The organism is Rhizobium sp. Root1220 (genome assembly GCF_001426265.1).
Taxonomy (GTDB): domain Bacteria; phylum Pseudomonadota; class Alphaproteobacteria; order Rhizobiales; family Rhizobiaceae; genus Rhizobium.
In genome coordinates, this window is sequence record NZ_LMDG01000004.1 from 1 (window position 1) to 23808 (window position 23808).

The following is a 23808-nucleotide window of genomic DNA, read 5'->3' on the forward strand; positions in this document are numbered from 1 at the left end:
CCAAGAATGGAACGACTTCCTAGACAGCTTTGTTGACAACGAGCTGCTCGTCGCTCGCATCAAAGCCAAATCTACGCGGTAGCAATCGGGCGGTTACGTTGCACCCCAGTGTTGCGAGGACGAGATCACGAGCATCCAAGCCCTCATCTCCTGTCACCAGCCGCGCGCCAACGGTGAACGTAAGTGCCATGATCAGGCCAAAGAGAACCTCACCGAGTGCGTCGCCGGCATCGATGAACTTGAGGGCGTGCGCCACAATATTGCCTTGCATCTCTAGCTCCGTTGGGAACGCCAATGTCCAAATCTCGCGAGTTGGCGCGTGGAATCCCGTTGCAACTTGCATGCTCTTGTCGATCGGGCAAAATTTGACTGCCAATTGTCACATGCGCCCGTTCCGAGGGCCGACGAAAGGTGCTGTGACGTCAAACTCAGTCGCGAGAATCAAGAAATCTACAGTGACATCGAGCTGGAGGTTTCCAGCTATTGCCACGAGGGCGACGTTCGAAACGCGATCGCTGGTCGCCTGGACAGTTATGACAGGCCGAGGTGACGAGACATCAACAGATCCCGTTTGGCGGTGGCAATCCGACTGTCGTCGTGGCTCTCCTGGGCTAGACAGACCCTTAGTACCATAAGGTCGTCGGCTTCCTGAGGCATGCCTGTGCACATGGATACAACTGCCAGCCTGTAGAGGCTGTCATCAAGATGCGCAGCTTGGTCGTGCTGTGTTGCGAGAGCCCTCCGCCGCTCCTGATATCGACGGACGGCCTCAAAATCATCGAGGTCGAACGCAAATTGTCCGCTTCTTGCGAGCAGAAGCAGCATCTCTGCAATATCGGGGGCAAGCGCACGTTCAGCTCGACGCACTGTCTCATCCATGGTCCGCAACGCCTCTTCGCGTTGGCCCGCATTTCTCAAACAGATTGCCAAGCTCTCGCTTGCTTGCAATCTCCGAGCTTCCGGACACGGCGAATTCGTGTCGAAAAAAGCAATTAGCGATGTGTAGGCCTCGGCGGCAAGTTGCCAACGCTTGGCACTTTCCGCCCTCGACGCCAAATTGCTGAACAAGAACGAGTGTTCGTCGCTGGAAAGAAAAGGCTGATCGAAACTCATGGATGCGGCGATCTTGCTGTAGGCGAGTGCTTCGTCCAGCTTCCCCAAGCGCAGATGTATCACGCCGCGAATGAAATTCATCTCGCCCCACGTCTTGACATCTCCAGGCGACATTACCTTTTCGATTGCGTCCAATTCCGCAAGCAGGGCGCCAATATCGAAGGAGCGACCGGGGTCGGTCACATCCTCCCGGATCCTACTCAATCGACGGCCATATGTGCGTCTTTTGCGCTGGCCCCGCTGCGGCAACAGAAGCAAAAAGCTCAAGAGGTTCCTGGGAGACATCCGGCCTGCCTTTCCCTTTGGATTTCGAAGGGTGTGCTATCGTGCTGATCGTAGGTACGAGAAACACATCATAAATGACCGAGCGCAATCTGTCTGCGAAACAGTCCAGTCACCCCATGCGCAATCGTTGCGTCCCTATCAGAATTTCCGTCGCCGGCCGTGATCCTTGTCGCATTTGTCTACGACCAAGATGGTGGCCATGACAGGAATCGGCTCCAATCGTCGCAGCGTCACAATGGGGACGCGGAGATTTTCATGAAGAAAAGGACGGACACTGCGCACGTGACTGCGCCGCGTGCAACAATGGCAAACCGGCCCCATCGCGCTGTCTTATTGGGTCCGAACCCTCCCTATGATCGTCTACTCCGCGGTCAGAAGATTCTAGTTCGTGATATCGGGAACGGTACGCCGCGGAGCGTTGTCTTCGACATAGTCGTTCGGTCGTTTCTGCCGCTTTCCCAGATCCGGCGCCTCGAATTTGACGCGCTCATAGGGGATCGACTTGAGGATGTGTGATATACAATTTATGCGGGCTTTTTTCTTGTCGTCCGACGGGACAATCCACCACGGGGCGTGTCCAGTGTCGGTCATTCGAAGCATTTCGTCATAAGCGAGTGTGTAGTCCCACCACCGCCGGTAGGACTCAACGTCCATTGGGCTCAATTTCCACTGCCGAAGGGGATCTTCAATTCGTCTCTTGAACCGGCGTTCCTGCTCTTCCTCGCTGACCGTGAGGAAATACTTCAACAGGAGGATGCCGCTTTCCACGATCGCCGCCTCAAAGCGTGGAGCAAGTTCGAGAAAGCGTTGCGCTTTCTTCTCGCTGCAGAAGCCCATTATGCGGTCGACACCGGGTCGATTGTACCAACTGCGATCGAAGATAACGATTTCCCCAGCGGCCGGGAGATGCGCGATGTACCTCTGCATGTAGATTTGAGATTTTTCACGATCGTTCGGGGCCGGTAGCGCGACGACCCGAAACACCCGGGGGCTGACCTTTTCAAGGATGCGCTTTATCATTCCGCCCTTGCCCGCGGCATCGCGGCCTTCAAAAATGATCACCACTCTCAAGCCCGACTTCGTGACCCACGCCTGAAGATAGGCAAGCTCAACCTGTACCTTCTTCATTTCATTGTCGTAGTTCCACGACTTGTCCTTTTTTTCGCCACGTCGGCGACCATCTCATGGTCTTTGTCGGTCTTACTCATGCTTCACTCCGTTGCTGTGTTGCACGGGAAACCGTGGGATTGTTGGCGGCCTTGCTGGCTCCCGCATCAACCCGAATCCATCAACCTCGTTGCCGCTGGTCGCAGTCGATACCGCTCATAATAGCTTCAACGTCCCTGAGTGACCCGTAGCATCATGTAGTATCTATGGTGCTCGCTGCGAAAATGTTGAGGCTGTCCGGCGTTTTGAAGAGTACGACGGCTCGCCGTTCCAACTAGGTCAAGTCGTGGCAGTCAATCTAGCGAGCAACAACCAGCTAGACGATTGCAGACGTCGCCGGTATCGATGGGTTGAGCGTTTGAGCGCCGGCTCGAGTCGACAGGACTCGATCTGCGAGCTTTCCACCAACCTGCTCCGGGCGAGAGCGCACGCTTCGAATTTCCGCGACGGTGTCTTTTTTTGGAAGCTGGCCTATCGAACTAAATCTTACCGCAGCACCAGTTTTCAGCCGGGGCTGACGAGCAAGGGCTGCCGTATCTTCGTGTATTATACATCCATAAACAGTCGCAGTGAAATATCATGAGTCATCATCACTTGCTTATGGGGGTGCGAGATGGGATCGAATTCGGATAATTCAGCGCCGTCGTCGGGTCTCACTTCTGCGCTCGCAATTTTTCCAGCACAGTCGCGGCAGATCGAGGATCTGTTTGAATCCGATGAAGGCTTCAGAGGTATCTGCGAGGATCTCGCTGACGCGCAGACGGCCTTGCGGCAAATCGCTCGGCTTCCCGATGAAATCCGCGATTCACGGCGGTTGGAATACAAGGAGTTGGTCGAAGGCCTTGCAGCTGAGATTGAAGAGGCGCTTTCCAGGGCCAAGATCATCCACCTGCGCCAAGATAAGGGGCGACCGACGCGCTAGTCACTTCTCGAATTGGGGGACGGGCAACCGGCACAGATCGCGTCCATTTCAGTCAGGGCCTCTTGGGGAATGGCTTGCCCCTCGCTTCCGGAGCTAAGAACACGGTTGCGAAGATCATGATTGAAGGCACGTGGCACCCGAACTCATGGGTTCCAACGCACACGATCGCGCCAGACATCGTCACTTCCGAATTTAAAGTGCTCCTTTCCACGGACGCGCTCAACACCTTATGCGAACGACCGAGAGGCCACTTCGATGCGCGCAAGTCATCTTGTTTGAAAGCGGTTTCGCCGATGGGAGATTAAACGCTCATTCAAACCCGTTTCCGCTGACCAATTTCGATGTGGATTTTCGTGCCAATGATCGATTGGAGTAACGCTTGTCGCCGGTGACTTCTCTGCCGATCCACGGCGGAAGGGGGAGTCGATCGTCTTCACGGGCCATTTCAATTTCTGCAATGGTGAGGCCAATATGCAGGCCGACGAATACGTCTACCTCCCACACGAACCCCTCGTGTGAGACGGTATAGCGAGTCTTCTCGATGACGCCGCCGCTCGCGTGGAACAGCAGTTCGGCGGCCTCTTCATGCGGGATTTCGTATTCGTACTCTTCCCGACTCAGACCGCGCCTGCGGAACTTGATCGTCAAGCGAGCCCACCTCTCGTCGATGATGCGAACCCGGAGTAAATTGTCGCCGCCGGTAATAACGTACCCTTGGCGAAACATGCGAGCGGAAGTAGCACCAGCGCGCCATTCCTCATTGGGTACGAGGACTTCCGTTCGATTTCGATCGTCTTCATCGGCAAGTCCCAGATGACTGCGCGCCTCGGAGGCGACTTCGCCTGGATCACTCCACGGGCGGTTCCCAGCCGAGGAAGAAGCCTATATCGCCGGGGATGCCTTCCGGAAAGTTTATCACCATTGCCTTCAGCGAATAGCCCTGCGGCCGCGCTACGGTTTCGAACAGGTCGTAAACTTCCCGGGCACGGCCCTGCAATGTGTTTTGCCAGCCCTGGGCACCGTTGTTGATAGCCCGTCCGCTGTCAGTGCAAAAGCTCGACGGAAAGCTGTAGACCATTGCTTCGTACTTTCCGTCAGCAGCCGCCTTCATGACCAGCCGCTTTATGACGGCGCGTTCGTTGTCACCGATATGCTTCCTGAAGAAGTCTTCGACGAATTCCGCGTGCTTCGCGGCCTGGCGGGCGTTTATTTTCTCTGCGCGCTCCAACTCCACAAGCTGAAGCTCCAAGGCCCGTTTGCGCAATTCTTCAGCGCTTTCAATCGGCGGGCGGGGACCGCCTTCTTCCGGCTTTGCCATAACACAATGCCCTCCATAACACTGTCAGTAGAATAAGCCCTATGGATCCGAGAGGGCAGTAAGATACAGGCCGCCAACGGTATAATACGGTATCTTACTTCGCAAGTAACGGTTGTTGAGTGACTCTAGGGGCGCACTGCGTGACGGTGCTATCGCGTTGGGATAAAACAAATGCGTCCGTTATTTCGAGAGCGGGATCGTGTCTTCCTGTGACGCATTCTGCGATTGAACAAGGGAGGGGCCGATGGTCGACTGGTTTGTCAGCACGCTTCGTACGTATCCAGAAATTGCGATCTTTCTGTCATTAGGGCTTGGCTATTATTTTGGTTCATTCACCTACAAGGGGCTCGGCCTTGGCGCTGTAACGGCGACGCTAATCGCAGCGGTGCTGATCGGCCAATTGGGCATTACAATTTCACCGCCGCTCAAGCCGACCTTTTTCCTGATGTTCCTGTTCGCAATCGGATACGGCGTCGGTCCGCAGTTCGTGCGCGGAATAGCGAAGGACGGAATTCCACAGGCGCTGTTTGCCGTGGTGGTGTGTGTCTTTTGCCTAGGGGCAGCGTATTTCGGTGCGTTGCTTGCCGGCTACGATATCGGTTCAGCCGTCGGGCTGTATGCCGGTTCACAGACCATCTCGGCATCGATGGGGCTTGCCACCGACGCTATCAATCGCCTGGGGCTGCCGCCGGAACAGAGCAAGGCGATGCTGGATGCTATGCCGGTTGCCTACGCCGTAACGTATATTTTCGGAACGGTCGGCTCGGCCATCGTACTTGCTCTCTTTGGGCCGGCCTTGTTGAACATCGATCTGGAAGCCGAATGCAAACGCTACGAGGAAGAGTATGGAGGCAAGAAGGCTCTCGGTGGCGCCGGAACGGCATGGCACAATTATGAACTGCGTGCCTATCGCGTGAAGGATGGCGCCAGGATCGTTGGCATGACGGCGCGAGAGGCAGAAGGTCTGCTGCCGACCGAGCGGGTCTTCATCGAACGCATTCGCCGCGTGGGTAGGGTAGAGGATGCCACTGTTGATACGGTGGTTGCAGTAGGCGACGTCGTCGCGGTTGCGGGACGTCGCGAAGTTCTTGTTGACATGATCGGCAGCGTGGCAGACGAGGTCGACGATCGGGAGCTACTTGCAGTGCCTGCCGACGGTGTCGATGTCTTCGTCACGAACAAAGAGGTCGACGGGAAGACGCTTGCCGAGCTTGCCGCCCGACCAACAGCCCGTGGGGTCTTTCTGCGAAAGATCGTGCGCGGAGCGACGGCAACCGAGATCCCCATCCTGCCAAACACGAAGGTGCATCGCGGCGACATACTCACGATCGTCGGGCGCACACAGGACACGGCTGCAGCCACCAAGGACCTAGGGCGCCCGGATGCACAGACAGATGTGGCGGACGTGGCGTTCATCGGCGCGGCGATCGCGATTGGCGCGCTGGTCGGTGCCCTCACTTTCAAGATCGGCAGCGTCCCGCTGACCCTGTCGACTTCCGGGGGGGCATTGATTTCAGGCCTTTTCTTTGGGTGGCTTCGCTCTGTTCGCCCAACATTCGGGCGCATTCCGTCGCCGACTGTGTGGTTCATGAACTCCGTCGGTCTGAACGTGTTCATCGCGGTTGTCGGGATATCGTCGGGACCGGGTTTTGTCGCGGGTTTGCAGCAGCTCGGCTTCAGCCTGTTCCTGTGGGGCATCGCGGTAACAACGATACCGCTAGTCCTGGCCATGTACGTGGGAAAGTACGTCTTCCGTTTTCATCCAGCCATACTACTTGGTTGCTGCTCCGGCGCGCGCACGACGACCGCTTCCCTTGGAATGATCAATGATCGGGCAAAAAGCCAGATCCCGGGCCTTGGTTATACTGTCACCTATGCCGTCGGCAACACCCTGCTAACCATTTGGGGTATGGTGTTGGTGCTGCTGCTCGCCTGAAGACGAGCGCGAGATAATTTGGATGGGCGCGCAGGAGTGGGTGCGCCTCTCTCTTTAACGTGACCACCATAGAACGCGCGATGATGCCTGGTCGGCCGCGGGCGTGTTCAATTAGGAAACGACGTTGGGAGCATGAGATGTCAAGCAAGGCCGCACATATCGATCAGTTTTTGCTCATACATTCAGCGCGCGCCGATAACTGGCGAGAGGTCACGACGCTTGCCGATGCCTGGGCAAACGGCCGTGGCGACAGGGCGGCGATGGAGGCTGCGCTGGCTGGGCTGGAGGCCGTCGAAGAATATCATGCTTATCCGGGGACACAGTTGCTCTCTGCGCTGCGAGAGCGTATTGCCAGCAATGATGCAGGCGGAGCCGCAAAACTGGCGCGACGCATCTCCAACAGTCTCCTGACGCGCGCCTATCGCGGGCGCCCGGCCGAATGGGATGTTCACGATGAAATGTCGCCGACGGAGGTGGCCGACGTCATGCCGCCCGCTGGAGGTGAAACGGGCGGTCGCCGCCCCTATTTCGAAGCTCTTTTTGTCAACAGCCAGCCAGCCGCGCGATGGCCTGCGTTTGCCAGGGAGATCCGCCGGTTGCGTCGCCCGGAAGATCCTTTCATCTACGAGCCGATCATTGTCGGCTCCTTCGAGGATGCCGCCTGTGCGGTTCTTCTTAACCCAGATATCATCTCGGTCGTCCTCGCCGAAGGCTTCCCCTACCGCTCCCGCCACGACGCGCCGGTTTTGCGCTCGGTGCTCGATCCGCTGGGCGAGACCGAGAGCGCCAATATGTCAGCGTTGCGGCTGGCGCGCACCTTGCGGCGGGTTCGTCCGGAGCTCGACGTCTACCTGCTCTCCGACCGTCAGGTGGAGAAAATTGCCGGCGATCCAAAGGCGGATGCCATACGGCGCGTCTTCTACGCGGTCGAGGAACCGCTTGAAATGCATCTTGCCATACTTGAAGGCGTGCAGGCGCGCTACGAAACGCCCTTCTTTGACAATCTTAAGAAATACGCCCGACGGCCGATCGGGACGTTTCACGCTCTGCCGATCGCGCGCGGCAAGTCGGTCTTCAAGTCCGACTGGATCCGCGATATGGGCGAGTTCTACGGCCTCAATCTCTTCCTGGCGGAGAGCAGCGCAACTACGGGTGGCCTCGACAGTCTTCTCGAGCCGACCGGCAACATCAAACGCTCACAGGATATGGCTGCACGTGCGTTTGGCGCCGATCATGTTTTCTTCGTTACCAACGGCACTTCGACCTCCAACAAGATGGCCGTGCAGGCATTGTTGGCACCTGGCGATATTGCGGTTGTCGATCGCAACTGCCACAAATCGCATCACTACGGCATGGTCCTCACCGGCGCGCAGCCCTACTATGTCGAAGCCTTTCCGATGACGGCCTACTCGATGTATGGGGCCGTGCCTCTCGCGACCATAAAGAGCGCGCTGCTTGCGTTGAGAGCCGAGGGCCGTCTCGATCGTCTGAAGCTTCTTGACCTGACTAACTGCACCTTCGACGGACACATGTACAATGTCAGGCGGGTGATGGAGGAATGCCTCGCGATCAAGCCGGATCTGATTTTCCTGTGGGACGAGGCCTGGTCCGGATTTGCCCGTTTCTCGCCTTTCCTGCGTCCGCGTACGGCTATGGGTGCTGCTGCGGACATCGAGGAATGGCTGCGGGATCCAGCATCCGTCAAGGCCTACGAGAGGCAGGAGACGGACCTTGGCGAAAACCCTTCGGATGAAGCGCTGCTTGCCGCCCGGCTGATCCCCGACCCGCGTCTGGTGCGCCTGCGCGTATACCAGACCAACTCCACCCACAAGTCGATGTCGGCCATTCGGCAGGGTTCGATGTTGCTGGTCAAGGACGTGGACTTCCATACGGTGGAGGCCCAGTTCCACGAAGCGGTGTTCACCCATGCCTCGACCAGCCCGAACCAGCAGTTGATCGCAAGCCTCGACGTCGCGCGCCGGCAGATGGAGCTCGAAGGCTATGGACTGGTGATGAACGCAATTGAGATCGCGCTCAAAATCCGGCGAGCAATAAACGAGCACCCCCTGATCTCGAAGTATTTCCGCGCTCTGGGGGCAGCAGAGATGATCCCCGACACATATCGTCAGTCTGGCTTCACGGACTACCTCGCGCCAGGTTCGACCTGGGCGACAGCGGTCAAGGCGATGCAGGAAGACGAGTTCTACCTCGATCCAACACGCATAACGGTGGTCTGCGGCACGGCCGGTTTCGACGGAACGCAATTCAAGGGACTGCTGGCAAACGAGTATGGCATCCAGCTCAACAAGACCTCGCGCAACAGCGTATTGCTCCAGTCAAATATCAATAATACACGGAGCGATGTTGCTCACCTCGTCCGCGTTCTGGTCGAGATTTGCCACGGCATCGAAAAGCGCTTGTCCGATGGAGGGGAAGGAGAGCGTGCCACGTTTGAAGCGCGGGTAAAGTCGCTGATGACCGACGTGCCGGATCTTCCGAACTTCAGCCATTTTCACGAGATATTCCGTGGCGATGCGGGCCGAACGACGCCGGAAGGCGACATCCGCACCGCATTCTTCAACGCTTATGATGCGTCCGTGTGTGAATACGTACCGCTAATCGGGGCCGAGTGCGATCGGCGGCTGCGGGAGGGGCCGGAAATGGTTTCGGCTAACTTCGTCATTCCCTATCCACCGGGGTTTCCCATCATGGTACCCGGGCAGGTTCTGACCCAGGAGACGATCGATTTCATGCGCAAGCTGGATGTGAAGGAGATCCATGGCTACGAGAGGGCCAGAGGGCTAAAACTTGTCAAACCGGACGCGGTTGCCGCTAAGGCGAAATGCTGAGGGTCTTGGCAGAGGCGGCAACCTGCGTCTTGTCCTCTGGGGACCGAGCTTGGAGGCGCGGCCGGGCCTGTCGACGAAGCACGGCCTGCCCGCAGGCGACAGAATGGAATTCAACAAATATTCGATCGGGCACCCAGCCCGTTATAAAGATTTGGCTGTTGCTGAGCATGGATGCTGCAGCGCCGGCACGACGAAAGGAGCTGGTTAGTTATGGTGTGGGTTGGCCAATTCCTGGTGAAATATCCCGAGTTGACCGTATTTCTCGCGATTAGCATCGGATACCTGATCGGGACTATCAAAATCGCAGGATTTAGCCTGGGACCCGTCACCGGCTCACTGTTTGCCGGTATCCTGATAGGCCAGTTCGCGGAGGTCCCGATTTCCGCCATGGCGAAGTCGTTTCTCTTCCTTCTGTTTCTTTTCGGCATTGGCTACTCGGTCGGTCCACAGTTCCTGCAAGCCCTGAAACGAGATGGGGTAAAGCCCGTATTGCTTGCCATAGTGGTCTGTGTGACGGGGCTGCTCACAGCCATCGTCGTTGTCAGGATCCTCGGTCTTGATCCAGGCTTTGCCGCGGGCTTGGTTTCGGGCGCGCTCACCGAAAGTCCCGCGATGGGCACGGCAACGGAGGCGATCAACGCGCTGCCTCTGCCGGATGCAGACCGGGCCCGGTATGTCGCTCATATCGCTGTGGCTGATGCTGTCTGCTATGTATTTGGTGCCGTTGGCGTAATCTTGTTCTGCAGTGTGGTCGGCCCCAAACTTCTCGGCATCGATTTGGCCGCTGAAGCGCTTGCGCTGGAACGGGAACTGGGCATTATCCGCACTGCGTCCGGCGTTGCGTCTGCCTGGCGCCGGTTCGAAGTGCGCGCGTATCGCATTGCCGACGGTGCACCCATCATCGGCTCCTCGATGATGTCCGCCGAGGCCACCTTGCCGGAGCACAGACTTTTCATCCAGCGCTTGCGACGAGGGAACTCAATCCTCGAGGCGGCGCCGGAGATCGTTATCAAAGCCGGGGATGTCATTGCGGTGTCGGGTGCTCGGGAAACATTGGTGCAGGTGCTGGGAACCCGCGCAAACGAGGTCGAGGACAGCGAACTTCTCGACATCCCGGTATCGATCGCCGACGTGCTTTTGACATCCTCCGGTCTTCAAGGCCGGAGCATCGAGAGCGTTGCCAAGGAAGGCTGGGCGCGGAGCCTCTATCTACGCGGCATCACGCGTGGAGGACAGGACATCCCCCTCGCATCGGGCGCCACGGTCGAACGAGGTGACATCTTGCGCGTGGTTGGACCGGAAACCGTTGTATCACGTGCTGCCAAGCAGATCGGCGTGATCGTCGCCCCGACGACGACCACTGACTTCTTCGTGCTCGGGCTCGCAATATTCCTTGGCGGACTTCTAGGAGTCATCGTTACTTTTCCTATCGGCGATTTGCGGATTTCCTTAAGCGCAAGCGTGGGTACGCTATTGGCAGGGCTTCTGGTCGGGCACCTTCGCACGCGGTTTCCTCTTTTCGGCCGGATACCAGATGAGGCGGTGTCCCTGATGACCGCGCTCGGTTTGGCAGCCTTCGTTGCCATGACCGGTCTGCATGCGGGTCCTGTCTTCATCTCTGCTATCGCTGAAGCCGGGATCGGTCTGTTGTTCGGGGGCATGGTCGTGACCCTCGCGCCGCTGATTGTTGGACTGTATTTCGGGCGCTATGTGCTTCGCATGAATCCAATTTTGCTGCTTGGCGGGCTGGCCGGCGCGCAGACGATGACGGCCGGTATGGCCGCCGTTCAAGACCGATCAGGCAGTACTGTTGCTGTTCTTGGCTACACGCCTGCGGTTCCAGTCGGGCACATTCTGCTCACGACCTGGGGAACCGTGATCGTCGGCGTGGTGGCGTGATACCATGGATAAGATTGCATACATTTGTGTTGGTCACGAAGCCCTCGGGGACTAAAATCATGAACGCATAGAGAGGGCATCTGTCTTCAATTGGGTCTGGCGATAGCGCGGGTGCCGCGATCTTCGAGTCCGAAATACTCGTTGATACGGAAAGAGGAAATCATGCGTCCAAGCACTGATCAACACATCAACTCGGCACCGGGGACGCTTCGACCGGATCTCATTGCGGGGCTGACGGCGGCGGCGGTTGTCTTGCCGAAGGCCATGGCTTACGCGACCGTTGCTGGTCTGCCGGTGAGCGTCGGGTTCTACACGGCCTTTGTCCCTATGATCGTCTATGCATTATTGGGGACATCGCGTGTACTCAGCGTCAGCTCGACCACGACCCTCGCGATCCTGACGGCGGCAGAACTGGCACTTGTCGTGCCGGACGGCGATCCCGGTAGGCTCATCACCGCGACGGCCACGCTCACGGCGCTGACGGGCCTGTTGCTGATCATCGCGGCAGCCCTGCGGTTGGGGTTTGTTGCAAATTTCATCTCGTCGCCCGTGTTGACGGGCTTCAAGGCTGGCATCGGACTGGTGATCGTCCTGGATCAAATACCGAAGCTGTTCGGCCTTCACATTGCCAAGGAAGGGTTCTTCAGGGACGTACTGAACCTTCTGCAGCATTTTCCCGAGACCTCGGTAGCCACGGCCTTGGTCGGGGCAGTCGCTCTTGCGCTGCTGCTCATCATGGAGCGGCTGTGGCCACACTCGCCTGCGCCGCTTGCCGTGGTCGGAGCGGCTATTGCCGTCTCCTGGCTGTTCGGCTTGAGCACGCATGGCGTGGCGATCGTCGGGTACATCCCCCAGGCGCTGCCCTCACTGACGCTGCCAAGCGTCGACCTGGTTACACAACTGCTTCCGGGGGCGATCGGCATTGCCCTTATGAGCTTCACCGAGACAATTGCCGCGGGCCGCGCCTTTGCCGCCCCGTCCGAACCACCGATCCGGGCAAACCGTGAGCTGGTGGCCAGCGGCGTCGCGAACCTGTCCGGTGCCTTTTTCGGGGCGATGCCCGCGGGCGGCGGTACATCGCAGACCGCGGTGGTCCGTGCCGTCGGGGGCCGAACACAAAAGGCATCGCTGGTCACGGCGGCGGTCTCCGTCGCGACGATGCTGGTTCTTGCGCCGCTGCTTGGTCTTCTGCCTCAAGCAGCGCTTGCGGCAATTGTGATCGTCTACTCCGTCGGTTTGATCAAACCCGCAGAGTTCGCATCGATCCGCAAGGTTCGCAGGATGGAATTTGCGGCAATTGTGATCGTCTACTCCGTCGGTTTGATCAAACCCGCAGAGTTCGCATCGATCCGCAAGGTTCGCAGGATGGAATTCCGGTGGGCGCTCGCTGCCTTCCTGGGCGTCCTTGTCTTCGGCACACTTCAGGGTATTGTCGTCGCCATTGTGCTGTCCCTGGTCGGTTTGTCCAGCCAGGCAGCGAACCCGCGTATCTACGTGGTCGGCCGAAAGCGCGGCGAGGATATCCTGCGCCCACTCTCGGCGGAGCATCCGGATGACGAAACCTTCGATGGGCTGTTGATCGTGCGGCCGGAAGGCCGGCTTTTCTTCGTCAACGTACAGCAGGTCGCCGACCGCGTCCGCGAATTGGTCGTTGGGGCAAGACCCGGCGTTCTCTTGCTGGATCTGAGCAGGGTCTTCGACATCGAGTACTCTGCGCTGCAGATGCTGATGGAAAGCGAGAAGGGCCTTGCAGAGCAGGGTGTGACGCTCTGGCTCGCCGGTCTCAACCCCGATGTCCTCGACTATGTCCGGGCATCGGGTTTTGCCGAGCGGCTCGGGGAGGGCCGGATGTTTGCCAATGCTCGCGCGGGGATTGACCACTTCCAAAGCAGCGCCGGATCGACCTCGTCGAGCAAGCCACCCGGGCTCCGCCCTGAGGGGATCTGAGGCAGCGACAACACTGCGACCGATGGGGTCGCAGCTTTCTTGTCGGTATCGGAGCTACTTCACGGTAGATGCGTTGAACCTATCAACGTAGCCGCGACCAACAGCACGAACGGCGCGCCCGATGTCGTCGTAGACGTCGTCGCCCAGGTTGGCGAAGGAGACGCGTACGCTCCAGTTGGGGGCATCGAACCCGCCGCCGTTGAGCAGCACGATCGAGTGGTCCTCGGCCAGCCTGTAGACGAGATCAAGTGGGTGAACGTGCTCCTTGAGCCAGGCGACCATTTCCTCGCCGACATATCTGCGAAGCCAGAACTCGAAATCGATCGTCCCGTAGTAGGCAGCAAAGTTCGCGTTGGGCTGCAGATCGAGCGGAAGTCCCTCGAGCAAGGTGTTTACGCGCGTATTGCAAATCGCCATGCAAGCCTGCTGATACACCTTGTCGGTGTCCATCAACTCGCTCATGGAAAACATGGTCATCATCACCTGCTGGGGCAAAGACAGCCCAGCGGTGTGGTTCAGTGCCACATCCCGGCTATCGGCAACAAGCCGGTCTATCATCTTCAGCTTGCGTGGTTCGAGCGAGATCGAGATATATCGCTTGTCGAGCGCTTCCAGTTCCTTAGCTGGAAGCTCCTTGATACGGTCATCGAGAATATTCTTCTCGTTGATGGCGATCACACCGAGCCGCCAGCCAGTGCACCCGAAATACTTCGAGTAGGAATAGACGCCGATGGTGTTGTAAGGCAGCTCCGCCAGCAGCGAGCGAAAGTTCGGAACGAACGTGCCGTACACGTCGTCTGTCAGTAGAATAAGATCCCGCCGCTTGGTTTTGACCAGGCTGACGAGTTTCTTTAGCGTCGATGTGTCGATCGCCATCGAGGTCGGGTTGCCGGGATTGACGATGAAGAATGCCTTGATCTTCGGATCCTCGAGCTTCTTGAGCTCTTCGTCGGAATATTGAAAGCGATGCTCCTGCGTCGCACGAATGTGGACAGCATTGAAGGCATAGTCCTCGAGCTCGGCAATCTCGATATAGGGCGTGAAGATCGGCGTTCCCATGGCGATCGTGTCGCCTTTTTTGAGGATCCGATTGGCCATCAGCGATTTGAAGATATAGCACATCGCCGCAGTGCCGCCTTCGACAGCATAGAGGTCAAATTTGCCAGCGGATGAAGTTGCCCCCATCGCCCACATGAGATAGCGATGCGCGACCTGTTCGGCGTGCACCAGCATCCGATCGGGAACAGGGTAGTTGTCGCCGATGATCGAATCCGTGAGCTCGAATACGAAGGCATCGGCGTCGAAGCCAAATGCCTTGATACCGTGATCGATCATGTTCGAAAGAAACGCTGCGCCCGGATTCTTCTCATGCTCGGCGAGCCATGCCTCGAACCTTGCGGCAATGCCGTTCATCTGTGGCATGCCGGCAAGACCCGCGACTGGATTGTCCATCGAGCGTCGGCACTCGGACAATGCAAACTGACCAAACAGGAAAAATCCTTCGCGTGGCGTTGTGGCAATCCAGTTCGGATTCCCGCGTCCGGCGTTAAGCAGGGCATGGGTGGATTTTTGAGAGCTGCGCTTGGCAAGCTTCATGAGTCCGTCTTTTATTTCGAACGGGCTCATATGCTCGTATTCGCGATAATCAATCTCGGTCATCTTAATCCTCCTGTGACTAAGTGCAAACACGGCCTTAGCCGCCTGAAAGCTCCCAATTCCCAGTCGACGAATCCGCAGCGCTCCGAAGAGGGCGTGCGCGCGCTATTGCTCGAATTTGGCCCTGACGCCTGCTAGCACGGCGTAGCTGTCCTGAACGCTTGCGACTTCCCGGTCATACGAGTAGGAGCGCGTCGACGCAAAGTTCCGCTTGGACATAGTCGAGATCCTGGACCACATGCCCAAGATCCGCAACTGGATCATCTGCCACTACCCTCATCAGCTTACACCGGACTATAAGTCCAAACGGACGGGCAAGGGCAGTAAAATACACGTCCCTCGCGGTATGATACGGTAAAATACCTTGCAATAGGCTGACGGCGAGCTGGCATCCTTGCCGCAAGCAATCGGAGCCGTCGATGTGTGTTACTGGTTTGAAGCAGGGGTATCCGATGAGGAAACGAAGGTCCCCGATGCCTTCAACCCGGCAAAGAAGCGCTCCTGATCTTCCGAGCGCTGCAACCGCATCGATACCTCTTTGCGGACATTTTTCATGAGCACGGGCGCGTTGGACTGAAGCCAGTCTTGTTCCTTCCTGCCTTCATCGACTTTACCGGCGGCGCCGACAATCGCCAGCAGGACCAAACGATGCATCGGGTTATATTCCAGATCGGACATGCGGGACCACAGTTCCGCCGCTTGAAGGTCTCCCCGCATGAAGGCACATAAGGCCATGCCGACTTCGTAATACCCCTTTGGGCCTGCGCCTTTGTTCACGGCGCTTGACACCAGCTCGCATCCGGACTGCCATTTTCCGGACATAGACAGCCGCAGGCCATATTCGCCGGCAACCTCCGCGTCGTTCGGGTTGGCGGCATAAGCCGCGGCGCCGGCCCGCAGCGCCGTATCGATGTCATTCTCAAAGAAGCTAACCAGCATAAAAGCCTGCAGCGCACGGGCGTTTTGTGGATCGATACTGACCGCCCGCCTTGCAGCATCGGCTGCGAGTTGAAGGGGGGCAGGCGAGAGGGGAGCACCAAGCTTGAAGCGAAATCTGAACTCGTCGAGATAGGTTAGCGAAAGCAACGCCCATTCGGTTGCGTCGTTTGGATAACCCAGGGTGGCTCGCTGCAGGCAGTCCCTTGCTGCGCCATGGCTGTGTGAATCCATGGTCATTCGATAACTGTAGTAGGCGAGCGTGCACGCGTAGCTATCGAAGCTGCCTTCGAGAGGCTCCTTGGCAAGGGCACCTGCGTCCATTTGAAAGATGGTGCCGTATGGCTGGGCGACAGTGCTTGCGATCCGCTGTGCTGTGTCTTCTTGTATATGAAACACGCCGTGCCGTACATCACCGTCGTAGTTGTTCGCCCAGACAACGGCTCCGTCGGCCCTACGGACGAGACGAACAAGCGAGCGAAACCTGTTATCCTCGATCCGAACGCTCCCCTGCAGGGCGTAGCGCGGTTCCTGGACTTCGCTGTTCGTTGCGGGCAGATTCGCAATGACAACGATATCTTTGAACTTCACGAGTTGCCCGATTATCTCATCACGCAGGCCCTCCGCGATGTCTGATACATCATCAGCTCCACTAGCATTCCGGAACCGTTCGACAAGAACCTTGGGTGGGGTCGCGTCAGCCATCGCTGTCTGAGGCGATGCCAGGAAGGACTTGAGGGGGACCTGTACGAAGGCCGCGACCGCGAGCAATGCCGCGCCTGCCGGCAGCGCATACCAGATCCACAAGCGACGGGAATCGTTGGCACCCCACGCAGTTGACCGATGATGAGCCACTGGTTCACGTTTTTCCGCGGAATCTGATTCGGATGTCGGTGGTGCACCTGATTCCGTAATGCTGTCTGCGTAGTTGAACGACGGCACGTAGCCGCCTTTCGGTATGGTGATGATCACGCGGTCCGCGCGACCACCGATCAGATAGTAGCGCTCCAGTGCCCTGCGCATCCTGCCTGCCTCGATGCGCACAACAGGGTCGTTCTGCGCATCGAACGAGACATTTCGGCAGAACACGACATTTGCAATCGTGAATGCTTTCAAAAATGCCGCGTGTCCTGCCAGTGTCTCATCAACGATGAATTGCAAGAAAGCTCTGCCGCGCTGCGGAGAGTGAAACTCCCTGCTTACGAATATTCGGTCCAACTGTTGACGGATTTCCGCCTCGGTAGGTTGCCCGGCGCCATTCCAGTTCAGGTTTGCAAGTTCCATGGCTCCCTCGACATAGAATTACACATTCCTAATTTAATATTCGGTATAGCCCCTTTTTGTTGTAACGCCAACCATGCACAACCGGCGTATATTTCGGACGAGAATGGATCATGTTTGAACTTCGCCCTCCCGTTTTTTGGAGCGGGAGCCGCGGAATAATCGACCTGGCGTCCACGTTTTGCCCTAAGGTGTTCGAGCAATTTCTTTTTCAGCGCCCCGCGGGCCTTGGATGTAAGGCTGCGATAGATCGTTTCGTTCGATTTGAGCGGCTCTCCGGGGTAAGTACGCTTGAGCAAGCCAACAATCTGTGCTCTGGCGACCATTTCCGCTTTAGCTTGATAGATACTGTGCGGGCCAAGGACGCATGGCAAGCCAACTTGCATAGCTTGGGGGCGCAAGGATCGATCCCAGGCAGCCTGATCTGAGCGTGCGGCCCGATAGCAATGCGCCCTGCCATTGCGGCAGACTTAACGACTGATTGTGGAGGGAGATCGTTCTAGAGTGCACGCAATCGACCGCAGGGAACGCTGCACGTTGAGCCCTCGCGATATCTCTTCGCGCTCATTCAGACTGAGTGCATTCGGCGCTCGCCGCCGCTCGGCTGGACGTATGCCACCGGCTGGCAAGATCACTGAGAATACCGATGAAGATCCCCGATCCAAAAGGCGTCCGATCGACTTCATGGACTCGCCGGCTTGCCATCGGTCCCAAATCTCCGACCGCTGGGCAGCAGAAAAATACAGGCGACTCGACGCTTCATGACCACACTCCTCTTTAGCAAAAGAATAGTGTGCTGCGTTCACCCCGGGAGCCCGCCACCATAGCGCTCGAAGCTGATCCGTGCACCATCGGACGGGCGTGAAAGCAGAGCTTCTTCTGCGCTGCGACCTTGACGACCGCATCCCTCTCCGGATTACGTGCCTCGCGCCTTGGGATGCAGTTTCCCCCACCGTGCTAGCGGACGAACGAATGAATCGACGCCAACCGTCGCCGGTTGCCTGTTCGGTTCCGGCTGGCGTCCTGTCACGAGCTTCGATTCCTCGACGCTCCTGAACAGACTAGGCACCCAACTTGCGGTGCCGAAAGAGACCTCAGAGAATTTTCAACAGCTATTTGGCACTGGAGCGTCATCAACTCCTTTCCCAAGCCATCCGAGCGCTTCTTCCGTTTCCTCGAACGCGAAGACGCGGATGGTCGGATGCAAAAAATAGCCGGCGAGCGGTGGAACGATCCTCAGAAACCTGCTCTCTGTCACCACGGCAACGCGTTCAATCGATCGATGGTAACTTGCGATGAATTTCAGGTGGGCTGTGATTGCCTCGAACGTCTCCCAACCGGGGAACGATCGCGTCTTGATCAACAATCCCGTCAACTTGCCCATGGAGGCCACCGCGCGTTCAAACTCATTTGCGATTGTCTGAAAATCTCCCCGCTCGAGCGGACCCTGAGGCGCAATAAGGATGATTTTTTTATCCCTCACGGTGTCAACACTTATCATCGTCCGCCCTCCATCTCTCCAGGTCTCGTAGGATCGATCCCAGGTTCGACCTACGTCTCGCGCTGCGCGCGGGCGTAAAATCTCTTGCAGAACGTCGGTCTCGATCTCACCACATATCTTTTCGTACTCCTCGATCTGAATAGCATCGCGTCGATGCGCGCTGTGGCGGAACCTGTCCAAGGCGGAACATGCGATGCCATAGGCTACGAAGACTTCGTCAAAAAACGTTCCACCCGACATCTGCTGTATTTGCGATCGCACAGCGGGAAGTCTCAGCATCAGCCTGGTTCGACCAAGCCGCGCCGCTCTTCGGTTTTCTTCGGTTCTCCTCGTATGGCGCCCCATCATGCGCTTCCTCCATTTGCCTGAGGATGTCAGGAAGCCGAGCGCGCGCGAAGTATGTTACGGTAGCCACTATAGTGCTGCACCGATTCACTGCCCTGCCTAGGAGCGCCTTACCACGCGCGGGCGCGAAACGCCGCTCCTCGCAATTCTGGCGAAAGTCTGCCACCGGCTGTGGATCCTCGCGCGAGTAGGAGGCAGGGTCGCAGACAATCCAAAGGACGCGCCACCACGGGGCACGCTCGGTGGTCCTATTCCGCGGCTGCGGTTATTTTGGTCGCTTTTACAGGCGTTGCAGTGGAAACATGCGCCCGATCGATTATGTTTCATTCTAGGCGAGAGCGTTCATAACGTGAAAGGCACGAAAATGACCGATGGAGACTGGCCTTCCCACCGCTTCGTACACTTTCCGATACATGAAAAGCGCGCGTCCGTCCGGTGTTGGGGCAACTGAATGTATGCTGCAGTGAATACCTTCGTGCTCGTGCTCGCGTCGGTCTTTCCAGTTGTCAATCCGCCTGGATCTGCGCTTGTTTTTCTGGGATTAACCAGCAGCGCCCCTCCCGATGTCCGGGCCGTCCTCGCACGCCGGATCGCACTCAACTCGTTCGTTCTGCTCGTGTGTTCTTTTCTGCTGGGCGCGCTTATTCTGCAATTCTACGGGATTTCCGTGCCGATCCTTCGCGTCGCAGGTGGGATCATTGTCGCTGTGTCAGGGTGGCAACTTCTCAACGGGGGAAGTCACAAGGAACTCGATGCATCGGCAGGCGATGTTTCTCGGGGCAACTTGTTAAATCAAGCCTTCTATCCCCTGACGCTGCCATTGACGACGGGGCCTGGGTCGATCGCAATTGTCATCAGCATTGGACTTTCTGAGGCGACCGTCACTGGGCCCGCCGACAGGATCATCTTCGTCTTGGCGAGCCTACTCGCCATTGCTGTCCTTGCACTGACAATCTTGGTCTGCTTTACCTATGCGGACCGCGTTCAAAGGCTTCTCGGCGGAGGCGGAACCGACATCGCCGTCCGGCTATCGGCATTCATTCTCTTCTGCCTAGGTCTGCAAATCCTCTGGTCGGGCGCGAATGACCTGTTGAGGTCCGTCCTCTCCGCAGTTCCCCTACAGTCATTGCCGGTGCCTTAGAAAATCGCGGCGCGGCTCGGTATTTACAAGCCGAGTGCCCGCCTGTAGGCGGCGAGAAATGGCCTTGGAGAGCGACACACAGTCCACGACGTTGGAGCAAATGGCTGACGATGTGAGGGAGTTGATAAACACGCAAAGGATCCGAAAGCCGCATGTATTCGGCCATGCTGCCGGTGGCTTCGTCGCATTGCAATTCGCGCTGCGCCATCCTAAGCTTGTTGGGGGCACTACTTTATCGGCATCGTCCGACAGTCGCGCCAATCCAATCTGCTACGGAAGAGCCAGCGCGCCCTCGTTGACCGATCGCGCGCCACCTACTGGAGGCGGCGGCCAGAATGTCTGGTGGCGACATTTCGGCTGAAAGTGTTGCGAACTACTTTAATCAGGTCGGCCTTAATACGCCGCGCTCGAGAATGGAGATCTCACCGCGCAGTTCATGCGCCTGACGTCGACCAACATAGACATGATGCGTTACTTTATGTCCAGGCTAGCGCCTGGATACGATGTAGTATCCCGACTGCATAGGCCAAGAATGCCACGCCGGTCATCGGGCCGTCGAGTACCATCGGTGCGGTCATTCCGGAAAGCCTGAGCGCCCCTGTAAAGGTCGTGGTTTTCCAGTGGCCATGGGCAACCGCCGACCGGCAGCGTTCGCCGCATTGGGATCGCCCGCGTGGTCGAGACATCTTCGTGGAGAGAGCGATCTCATCGAGAAAAATAGGCTTGGCGGGGTCGAGATCGAGCAGGCCATCGAACAGGCCTGCCGCCGTTTCAAAGGTCGTCTCGCTCCTGCTCCAATGCATGTGCGGTCTTTTTTAAAGGTCCAGCCCCGGCTGCGAAGCCACACGTCAAGAGTACTACGGCCGATCACGACAGACCGTTCCTCACTCAAACGCAGGACCATTTCGTTAAGCTTGATGTCTTTCTCATCATCGATAAGGCAGATGATAAAGGCCTCGTCCTCATCCAGTCTGGAGCCTGAGCGCCGACCGTGTTTGCCTGAATTGGCGATCCAGGCAATGGCCGTCGAAATCCCGATGCCAAACCGCGCAGCAGCCGAACGCGCAGACATCCCGTCCGAAGACGCAGCCAGAACTCGAATGCGAAGATCATTGCTGAACACTCGTCAGCGGCGGCTAGGAAACTCGATCGCATGAACAATCAACCAACCCCTATTATTGGACACCGCAGATTATGTTGAAAAGCCGTTTCACCTTGCTTCTTGTCGCAGCCTTTCTCCCGGGCGCCGCGCATGGCGCCGATTGTCCGTCGGCAAACACCGCGAAGAATGGTTTTGTGCTGGAGAATGCCGACGCTCGGAGCGGATTCCGGAAGCAGGCAGATCCAATTGTCAAAGCCGTCCATCACTTTCGCGATTCAGCCCGGCAGACGGTGTTCTCGTACGCTGGTCTGTTTGACCTCGCCCGTTTCAGCACGGACAGTGGCCGCGCCAGCATCGCTTATCTGCCGCTTGGCCCGGTCGGCAGATACGCGATGGAGCCTGGAACTGACAGTGGCTCGACAGGAGAGCTTCAGCCTCGGGGAATGCAAATACAAGGTGCTCCGGATCAAGCAGGTGACCAAGAAAGGCGACGAACAGATCGACGCTCTCAGCGTGCTGTACTCGCCGGACCTCCAAGCCACGCTGGCCAAGGTCTATGGCGAAAGGCACCGCCGACGAGTTCATCGTCCGCTATGACCGGATCCAATCGCTAACGCAATGACGCGCAAAGTAGCAGGGCGTTTGTTAGGGGTTAAAGCTGAGATTCGAGCGGCAGCCACTTGATCAGCCAGGCTGTCGCGCGCCGGGCGATCCCGGCATCCGGCTCGGCCCGGACCAGGGTAGGTTTCCCGTCAATGACTTTCAGCCACCGCAGGAATCCCTGTTCGAGCCGTACGGGATAGCTCAGGTCTGTCTCGGTTTCCTTGGCAAAGATCGCGTCCATTTGATCGACGAGATGCCACGACTCGAACAGGACGCCCATTTCAGTGTTCAAGGAAACGGACCGCGGATCGAGATTGAGAGATCCGATGAAGCCAAACTTCCCATCCCTGGCAAAGGCCTTCGTGTGGAGGCTCGCCTTCTTTGAACCTCGCAGGGAGAAGGAGCCCATCTCAGCGATCGATTTCAGCTCGAAGAGTGCAACGCCGCCTTTTAACAATGCCGGTCGATAGCGCGAATATCCCGCGTGAACTGCAGCGACGTCAGTGGCTGCAAGCGAGTTAGTCAGGACGGAAACCTTCACCCCTTTGCCAGCGAGCTTCGTCAAAGCCTCGACGCCGCGTTGGCCGGGAATGAAGTAAGGCGAAGTGATATGAATGAACTTGGCTGTGCCGGTGATGATCGGGAGCAGCGTTTCCATCAACATGTTCTGCCCACTGCGCATCTTTCCGCCGGCTTTTTCGGGCGGATCGGCCAGAACGTCGACTTTGTCGACCCAAATGTATCCGTCTTCGGGGACAGCAACCTTCAAGGATGTCTGATCGCGGACTCGATTGAGATATGGCTGGGCACGCTGCTCGTAATCAAGGCGGTCCATGTTGCATCGAAGCTTCCTCAGCTTGTTGGGCCGTCGCGAAAGTAGCGAGCGCACAGGCACGGCAACCGAACTATTCCAGTAGTCGTCGAACAGACGTTCCGTCTTCGCAACGGCGTGACCGACCATCACGAGATCGAAGTCCCGGAAGTTCGCGTCTGCACCAGCATCGAAATACGGATCGCCGATATTGCGTCCCCCGACGATCGCGATCCGGCCGTCGGCAATCCACGCTTTGTTGTGCATGCGACGGTTGACGCTTCGAAATCGCAAGGCCATCTCCAGGCCGCGGCGCACGATATTCTCCCGCGCCCTCGTGGGATTGAAGAGCCGGAGCTCGATATTCGGATGGCAGTCGATCGCATAGAAGATCTTGTCGGACATGGAGACGCCGAGATCGTCGAGAAGGATCCTCACACGTATGCCACGGTCAGCGGCAGTGACGACTTCCCGCATGATCAGCATTCCGGTCAGGTCCGCATTCCACATATAATACATGAGGTCGAGGCTGCGCCCGGCCGAACGTGCCGCTAGCAGGCGGGCTGCGAACGCTTCCATATTGGAGGTGACCAGAGCCAGACCGGTTGCCGTTTCCCGCTGGTGGCAAAGCCTGGCGCCGTATCGGTCAAGCTCGGTGTCCGCAGCGGCAACCTTGAGGATGTGGGAATCGTTTTTCTGGACTCGCTTCAGAAACCCGGCATAGCTTGAAGTTGCCAGAGCCCATAGGGCTGCCAGCGCCACAATCGCGATGATGGAGATGCCGAACCAAATCACATGATACCCCCGGGCCGCCGCGACCAGGAAGCACTATGCTGACTCGACCCGCCCGTGCAAAATAGTGTCTCGTGACGAGCGAGCAAGGTGTCCACAGGAGAAGCAGGAAGGCCGGTTTGAAATGGTCCATTCTAACGCGAAACTTCCTCAAAAATACTGTGACGATCTCAGCTTTATCCCTGGTATCCAAGCGGAGTGATC

The 23808-nt window shown here is 57.7% G+C and carries 14 protein-coding genes and 3 pseudogenes; 7 read left to right on the forward strand and 10 right to left on the reverse strand.

What is annotated here, in order from left to right; genetic code table 11:
- Positions 1 to 94: 94 nt before the first annotated feature.
- The 3 genes and pseudogenes from ASC90_RS04885 to ppk2 all read right to left on the reverse strand — a co-directional run.
- Positions 95 to 271: pseudogene (locus tag ASC90_RS04885) on the reverse strand (VIT family protein); the annotation flags it as partial.
- 260 nt (positions 272 to 531) lie between these two features.
- The gene (locus ASC90_RS04890) at positions 532 to 1296 is read right to left on the reverse strand and encodes a hypothetical protein (RefSeq protein WP_156392840.1); all 765 of its coding nucleotides are present in this window, start codon (positions 1294 to 1296) and stop codon (positions 532 to 534) included.
- Positions 1297 to 1779: 483 nt separating this feature from the next.
- Positions 1780 to 2562: pseudogene (ppk2, locus tag ASC90_RS04895) on the reverse strand (polyphosphate kinase 2); the annotation flags it as partial.
- A gap of 616 nt (positions 2563 to 3178) precedes the next feature.
- On the opposite strand from ppk2, the gene ASC90_RS04900 reads away from it, so the two are divergent.
- Positions 3179 to 3487, forward strand: a complete 309-nt coding sequence (locus ASC90_RS04900; RefSeq protein ID WP_056536207.1) for a hypothetical protein — start codon at positions 3179 to 3181, stop codon at positions 3485 to 3487.
- A 309-nt stretch (positions 3488 to 3796) separates the two neighbouring features.
- Here ASC90_RS04900 and ASC90_RS04905 read toward each other — a convergent pair whose 3' ends face one another.
- Both ASC90_RS04905 and ASC90_RS04910 read right to left on the reverse strand, forming a co-directional pair.
- Complete coding sequence (locus tag ASC90_RS04905; RefSeq protein WP_244480301.1) at positions 3797 to 4213, reverse strand: CYTH domain-containing protein; 417 nt, start codon at positions 4211 to 4213, stop codon at positions 3797 to 3799.
- Positions 4214 to 4334: 121 nt separating this feature from the next.
- On the reverse strand, positions 4335 to 4805 hold the full coding sequence (locus tag ASC90_RS04910) for a hypothetical protein (protein WP_056536213.1): 471 nt from the start codon (positions 4803 to 4805) through the stop codon (positions 4335 to 4337).
- Positions 4806 to 5049: 244 nt separating this feature from the next.
- Between ASC90_RS04910 and aspT (ASC90_RS04915) the strand changes: the two genes are divergently transcribed.
- The 4 genes from aspT (ASC90_RS04915) to ASC90_RS04930 all read left to right on the forward strand — a co-directional run bounded on the left by aspT (ASC90_RS04915) (position 5050) and on the right by ASC90_RS04930 (position 13436).
- On the forward strand, positions 5050 to 6741 hold the full coding sequence (gene aspT, locus ASC90_RS04915) for an aspartate-alanine antiporter (RefSeq protein ID WP_056536216.1): 1692 nt from the start codon (positions 5050 to 5052) through the stop codon (positions 6739 to 6741).
- Positions 6742 to 6878: 137 nt separating this feature from the next.
- A complete protein-coding gene (locus ASC90_RS04920; protein ID WP_056536220.1) occupies positions 6879 to 9590 on the forward strand; it encodes a decarboxylase in 2712 nt (903 codons plus the stop codon).
- A gap of 210 nt (positions 9591 to 9800) precedes the next feature.
- Positions 9801 to 11489, forward strand: coding sequence for an aspartate-alanine antiporter (gene aspT / locus ASC90_RS04925; protein WP_056536223.1), 1689 nt, complete (start codon positions 9801 to 9803; stop codon positions 11487 to 11489).
- A 162-nt stretch (positions 11490 to 11651) separates the two neighbouring features.
- Positions 11652 to 13436 (forward strand): SulP family inorganic anion transporter, encoded by a 1785-nt coding sequence (locus tag ASC90_RS04930; protein ID WP_056536226.1) that lies wholly within the window; start codon positions 11652 to 11654, stop codon positions 13434 to 13436.
- Positions 13437 to 13490: 54 nt separating this feature from the next.
- Here ASC90_RS04930 and ASC90_RS04935 read toward each other — a convergent pair whose 3' ends face one another.
- The 3 genes from ASC90_RS04935 to ASC90_RS30355 form a co-directional block, all read right to left on the reverse strand.
- Complete coding sequence (locus ASC90_RS04935; protein ID WP_056536229.1) at positions 13491 to 15095, reverse strand: bifunctional aspartate transaminase/aspartate 4-decarboxylase; 1605 nt, start codon at positions 15093 to 15095, stop codon at positions 13491 to 13493.
- Between the two features lie 423 nt (positions 15096 to 15518).
- Positions 15519 to 17000, reverse strand: coding sequence for a hypothetical protein (locus ASC90_RS04940; protein WP_348270861.1), 1482 nt, complete (start codon positions 16998 to 17000; stop codon positions 15519 to 15521).
- Between the two features lie 1414 nt (positions 17001 to 18414).
- Positions 18415 to 19158, reverse strand: coding sequence for an STAS/SEC14 domain-containing protein (locus ASC90_RS30355; protein ID WP_056536239.1), 744 nt, complete (start codon positions 19156 to 19158; stop codon positions 18415 to 18417).
- A 448-nt stretch (positions 19159 to 19606) separates the two neighbouring features.
- Here ASC90_RS30355 and ASC90_RS04955 point away from each other — a divergent pair, with 448 nt between their 5' ends.
- The gene (locus ASC90_RS04955) at positions 19607 to 20296 is read left to right on the forward strand and encodes a MarC family protein (protein ID WP_056536242.1); all 690 of its coding nucleotides are present in this window, start codon (positions 19607 to 19609) and stop codon (positions 20294 to 20296) included.
- A gap of 521 nt (positions 20297 to 20817) precedes the next feature.
- Here the strand turns inward: ASC90_RS04955 and ASC90_RS28655 are convergent.
- Positions 20818 to 21368: pseudogene (locus ASC90_RS28655) on the reverse strand (IS630 family transposase); the annotation flags it as partial.
- A gap of 441 nt (positions 21369 to 21809) precedes the next feature.
- On the opposite strand from ASC90_RS28655, the gene ASC90_RS04965 reads away from it, so the two are divergent.
- A complete protein-coding gene (locus tag ASC90_RS04965; protein ID WP_056536245.1) occupies positions 21810 to 21995 on the forward strand; it encodes a hypothetical protein in 186 nt (61 codons plus the stop codon).
- A 55-nt stretch (positions 21996 to 22050) separates the two neighbouring features.
- Here ASC90_RS04965 and ASC90_RS04970 read toward each other — a convergent pair whose 3' ends face one another.
- On the reverse strand, positions 22051 to 23607 hold the full coding sequence (locus tag ASC90_RS04970) for a phospholipase D family protein (RefSeq protein ID WP_056536248.1): 1557 nt from the start codon (positions 23605 to 23607) through the stop codon (positions 22051 to 22053).
- Positions 23608 to 23808: the final 201 nt, after the last annotated feature.

Excerpts from the sequence above, each read along its gene's own strand:
- ASC90_RS04900 (WP_056536207.1), top strand. The coding sequence starts at position 3,179 with ATGGGATCGAATTCGGATAATTCAGCGCCGTCGTCGGGTCTCACTTCT.
- ASC90_RS04905 (WP_244480301.1), bottom strand. The coding sequence starts at position 4,213 with ATGTTTCGCCAAGGGTACGTTATTACCGGCGGCGACAATTTACTCCGG.
- ASC90_RS04910 (WP_056536213.1), bottom strand. The coding sequence starts at position 4,805 with ATGGCAAAGCCGGAAGAAGGCGGTCCCCGCCCGCCGATTGAAAGCGCT.
- aspT (WP_056536216.1), top strand. The coding sequence starts at position 5,050 with ATGGTCGACTGGTTTGTCAGCACGCTTCGTACGTATCCAGAAATTGCG.
- ASC90_RS04920 (WP_056536220.1), top strand. The coding sequence starts at position 6,879 with ATGTCAAGCAAGGCCGCACATATCGATCAGTTTTTGCTCATACATTCA.
- aspT (WP_056536223.1), top strand. The coding sequence starts at position 9,801 with ATGGTGTGGGTTGGCCAATTCCTGGTGAAATATCCCGAGTTGACCGTA.
- ASC90_RS04930 (WP_056536226.1), top strand. The coding sequence starts at position 11,652 with ATGCGTCCAAGCACTGATCAACACATCAACTCGGCACCGGGGACGCTT.
- ASC90_RS04935 (WP_056536229.1), bottom strand. The coding sequence starts at position 15,095 with ATGACCGAGATTGATTATCGCGAATACGAGCATATGAGCCCGTTCGAA.
- ASC90_RS30355 (WP_056536239.1), bottom strand. The coding sequence starts at position 19,158 with ATGATGGGGCGCCATACGAGGAGAACCGAAGAAAACCGAAGAGCGGCG.
- ASC90_RS04955 (WP_056536242.1), top strand. The coding sequence starts at position 19,607 with ATGTATGCTGCAGTGAATACCTTCGTGCTCGTGCTCGCGTCGGTCTTT.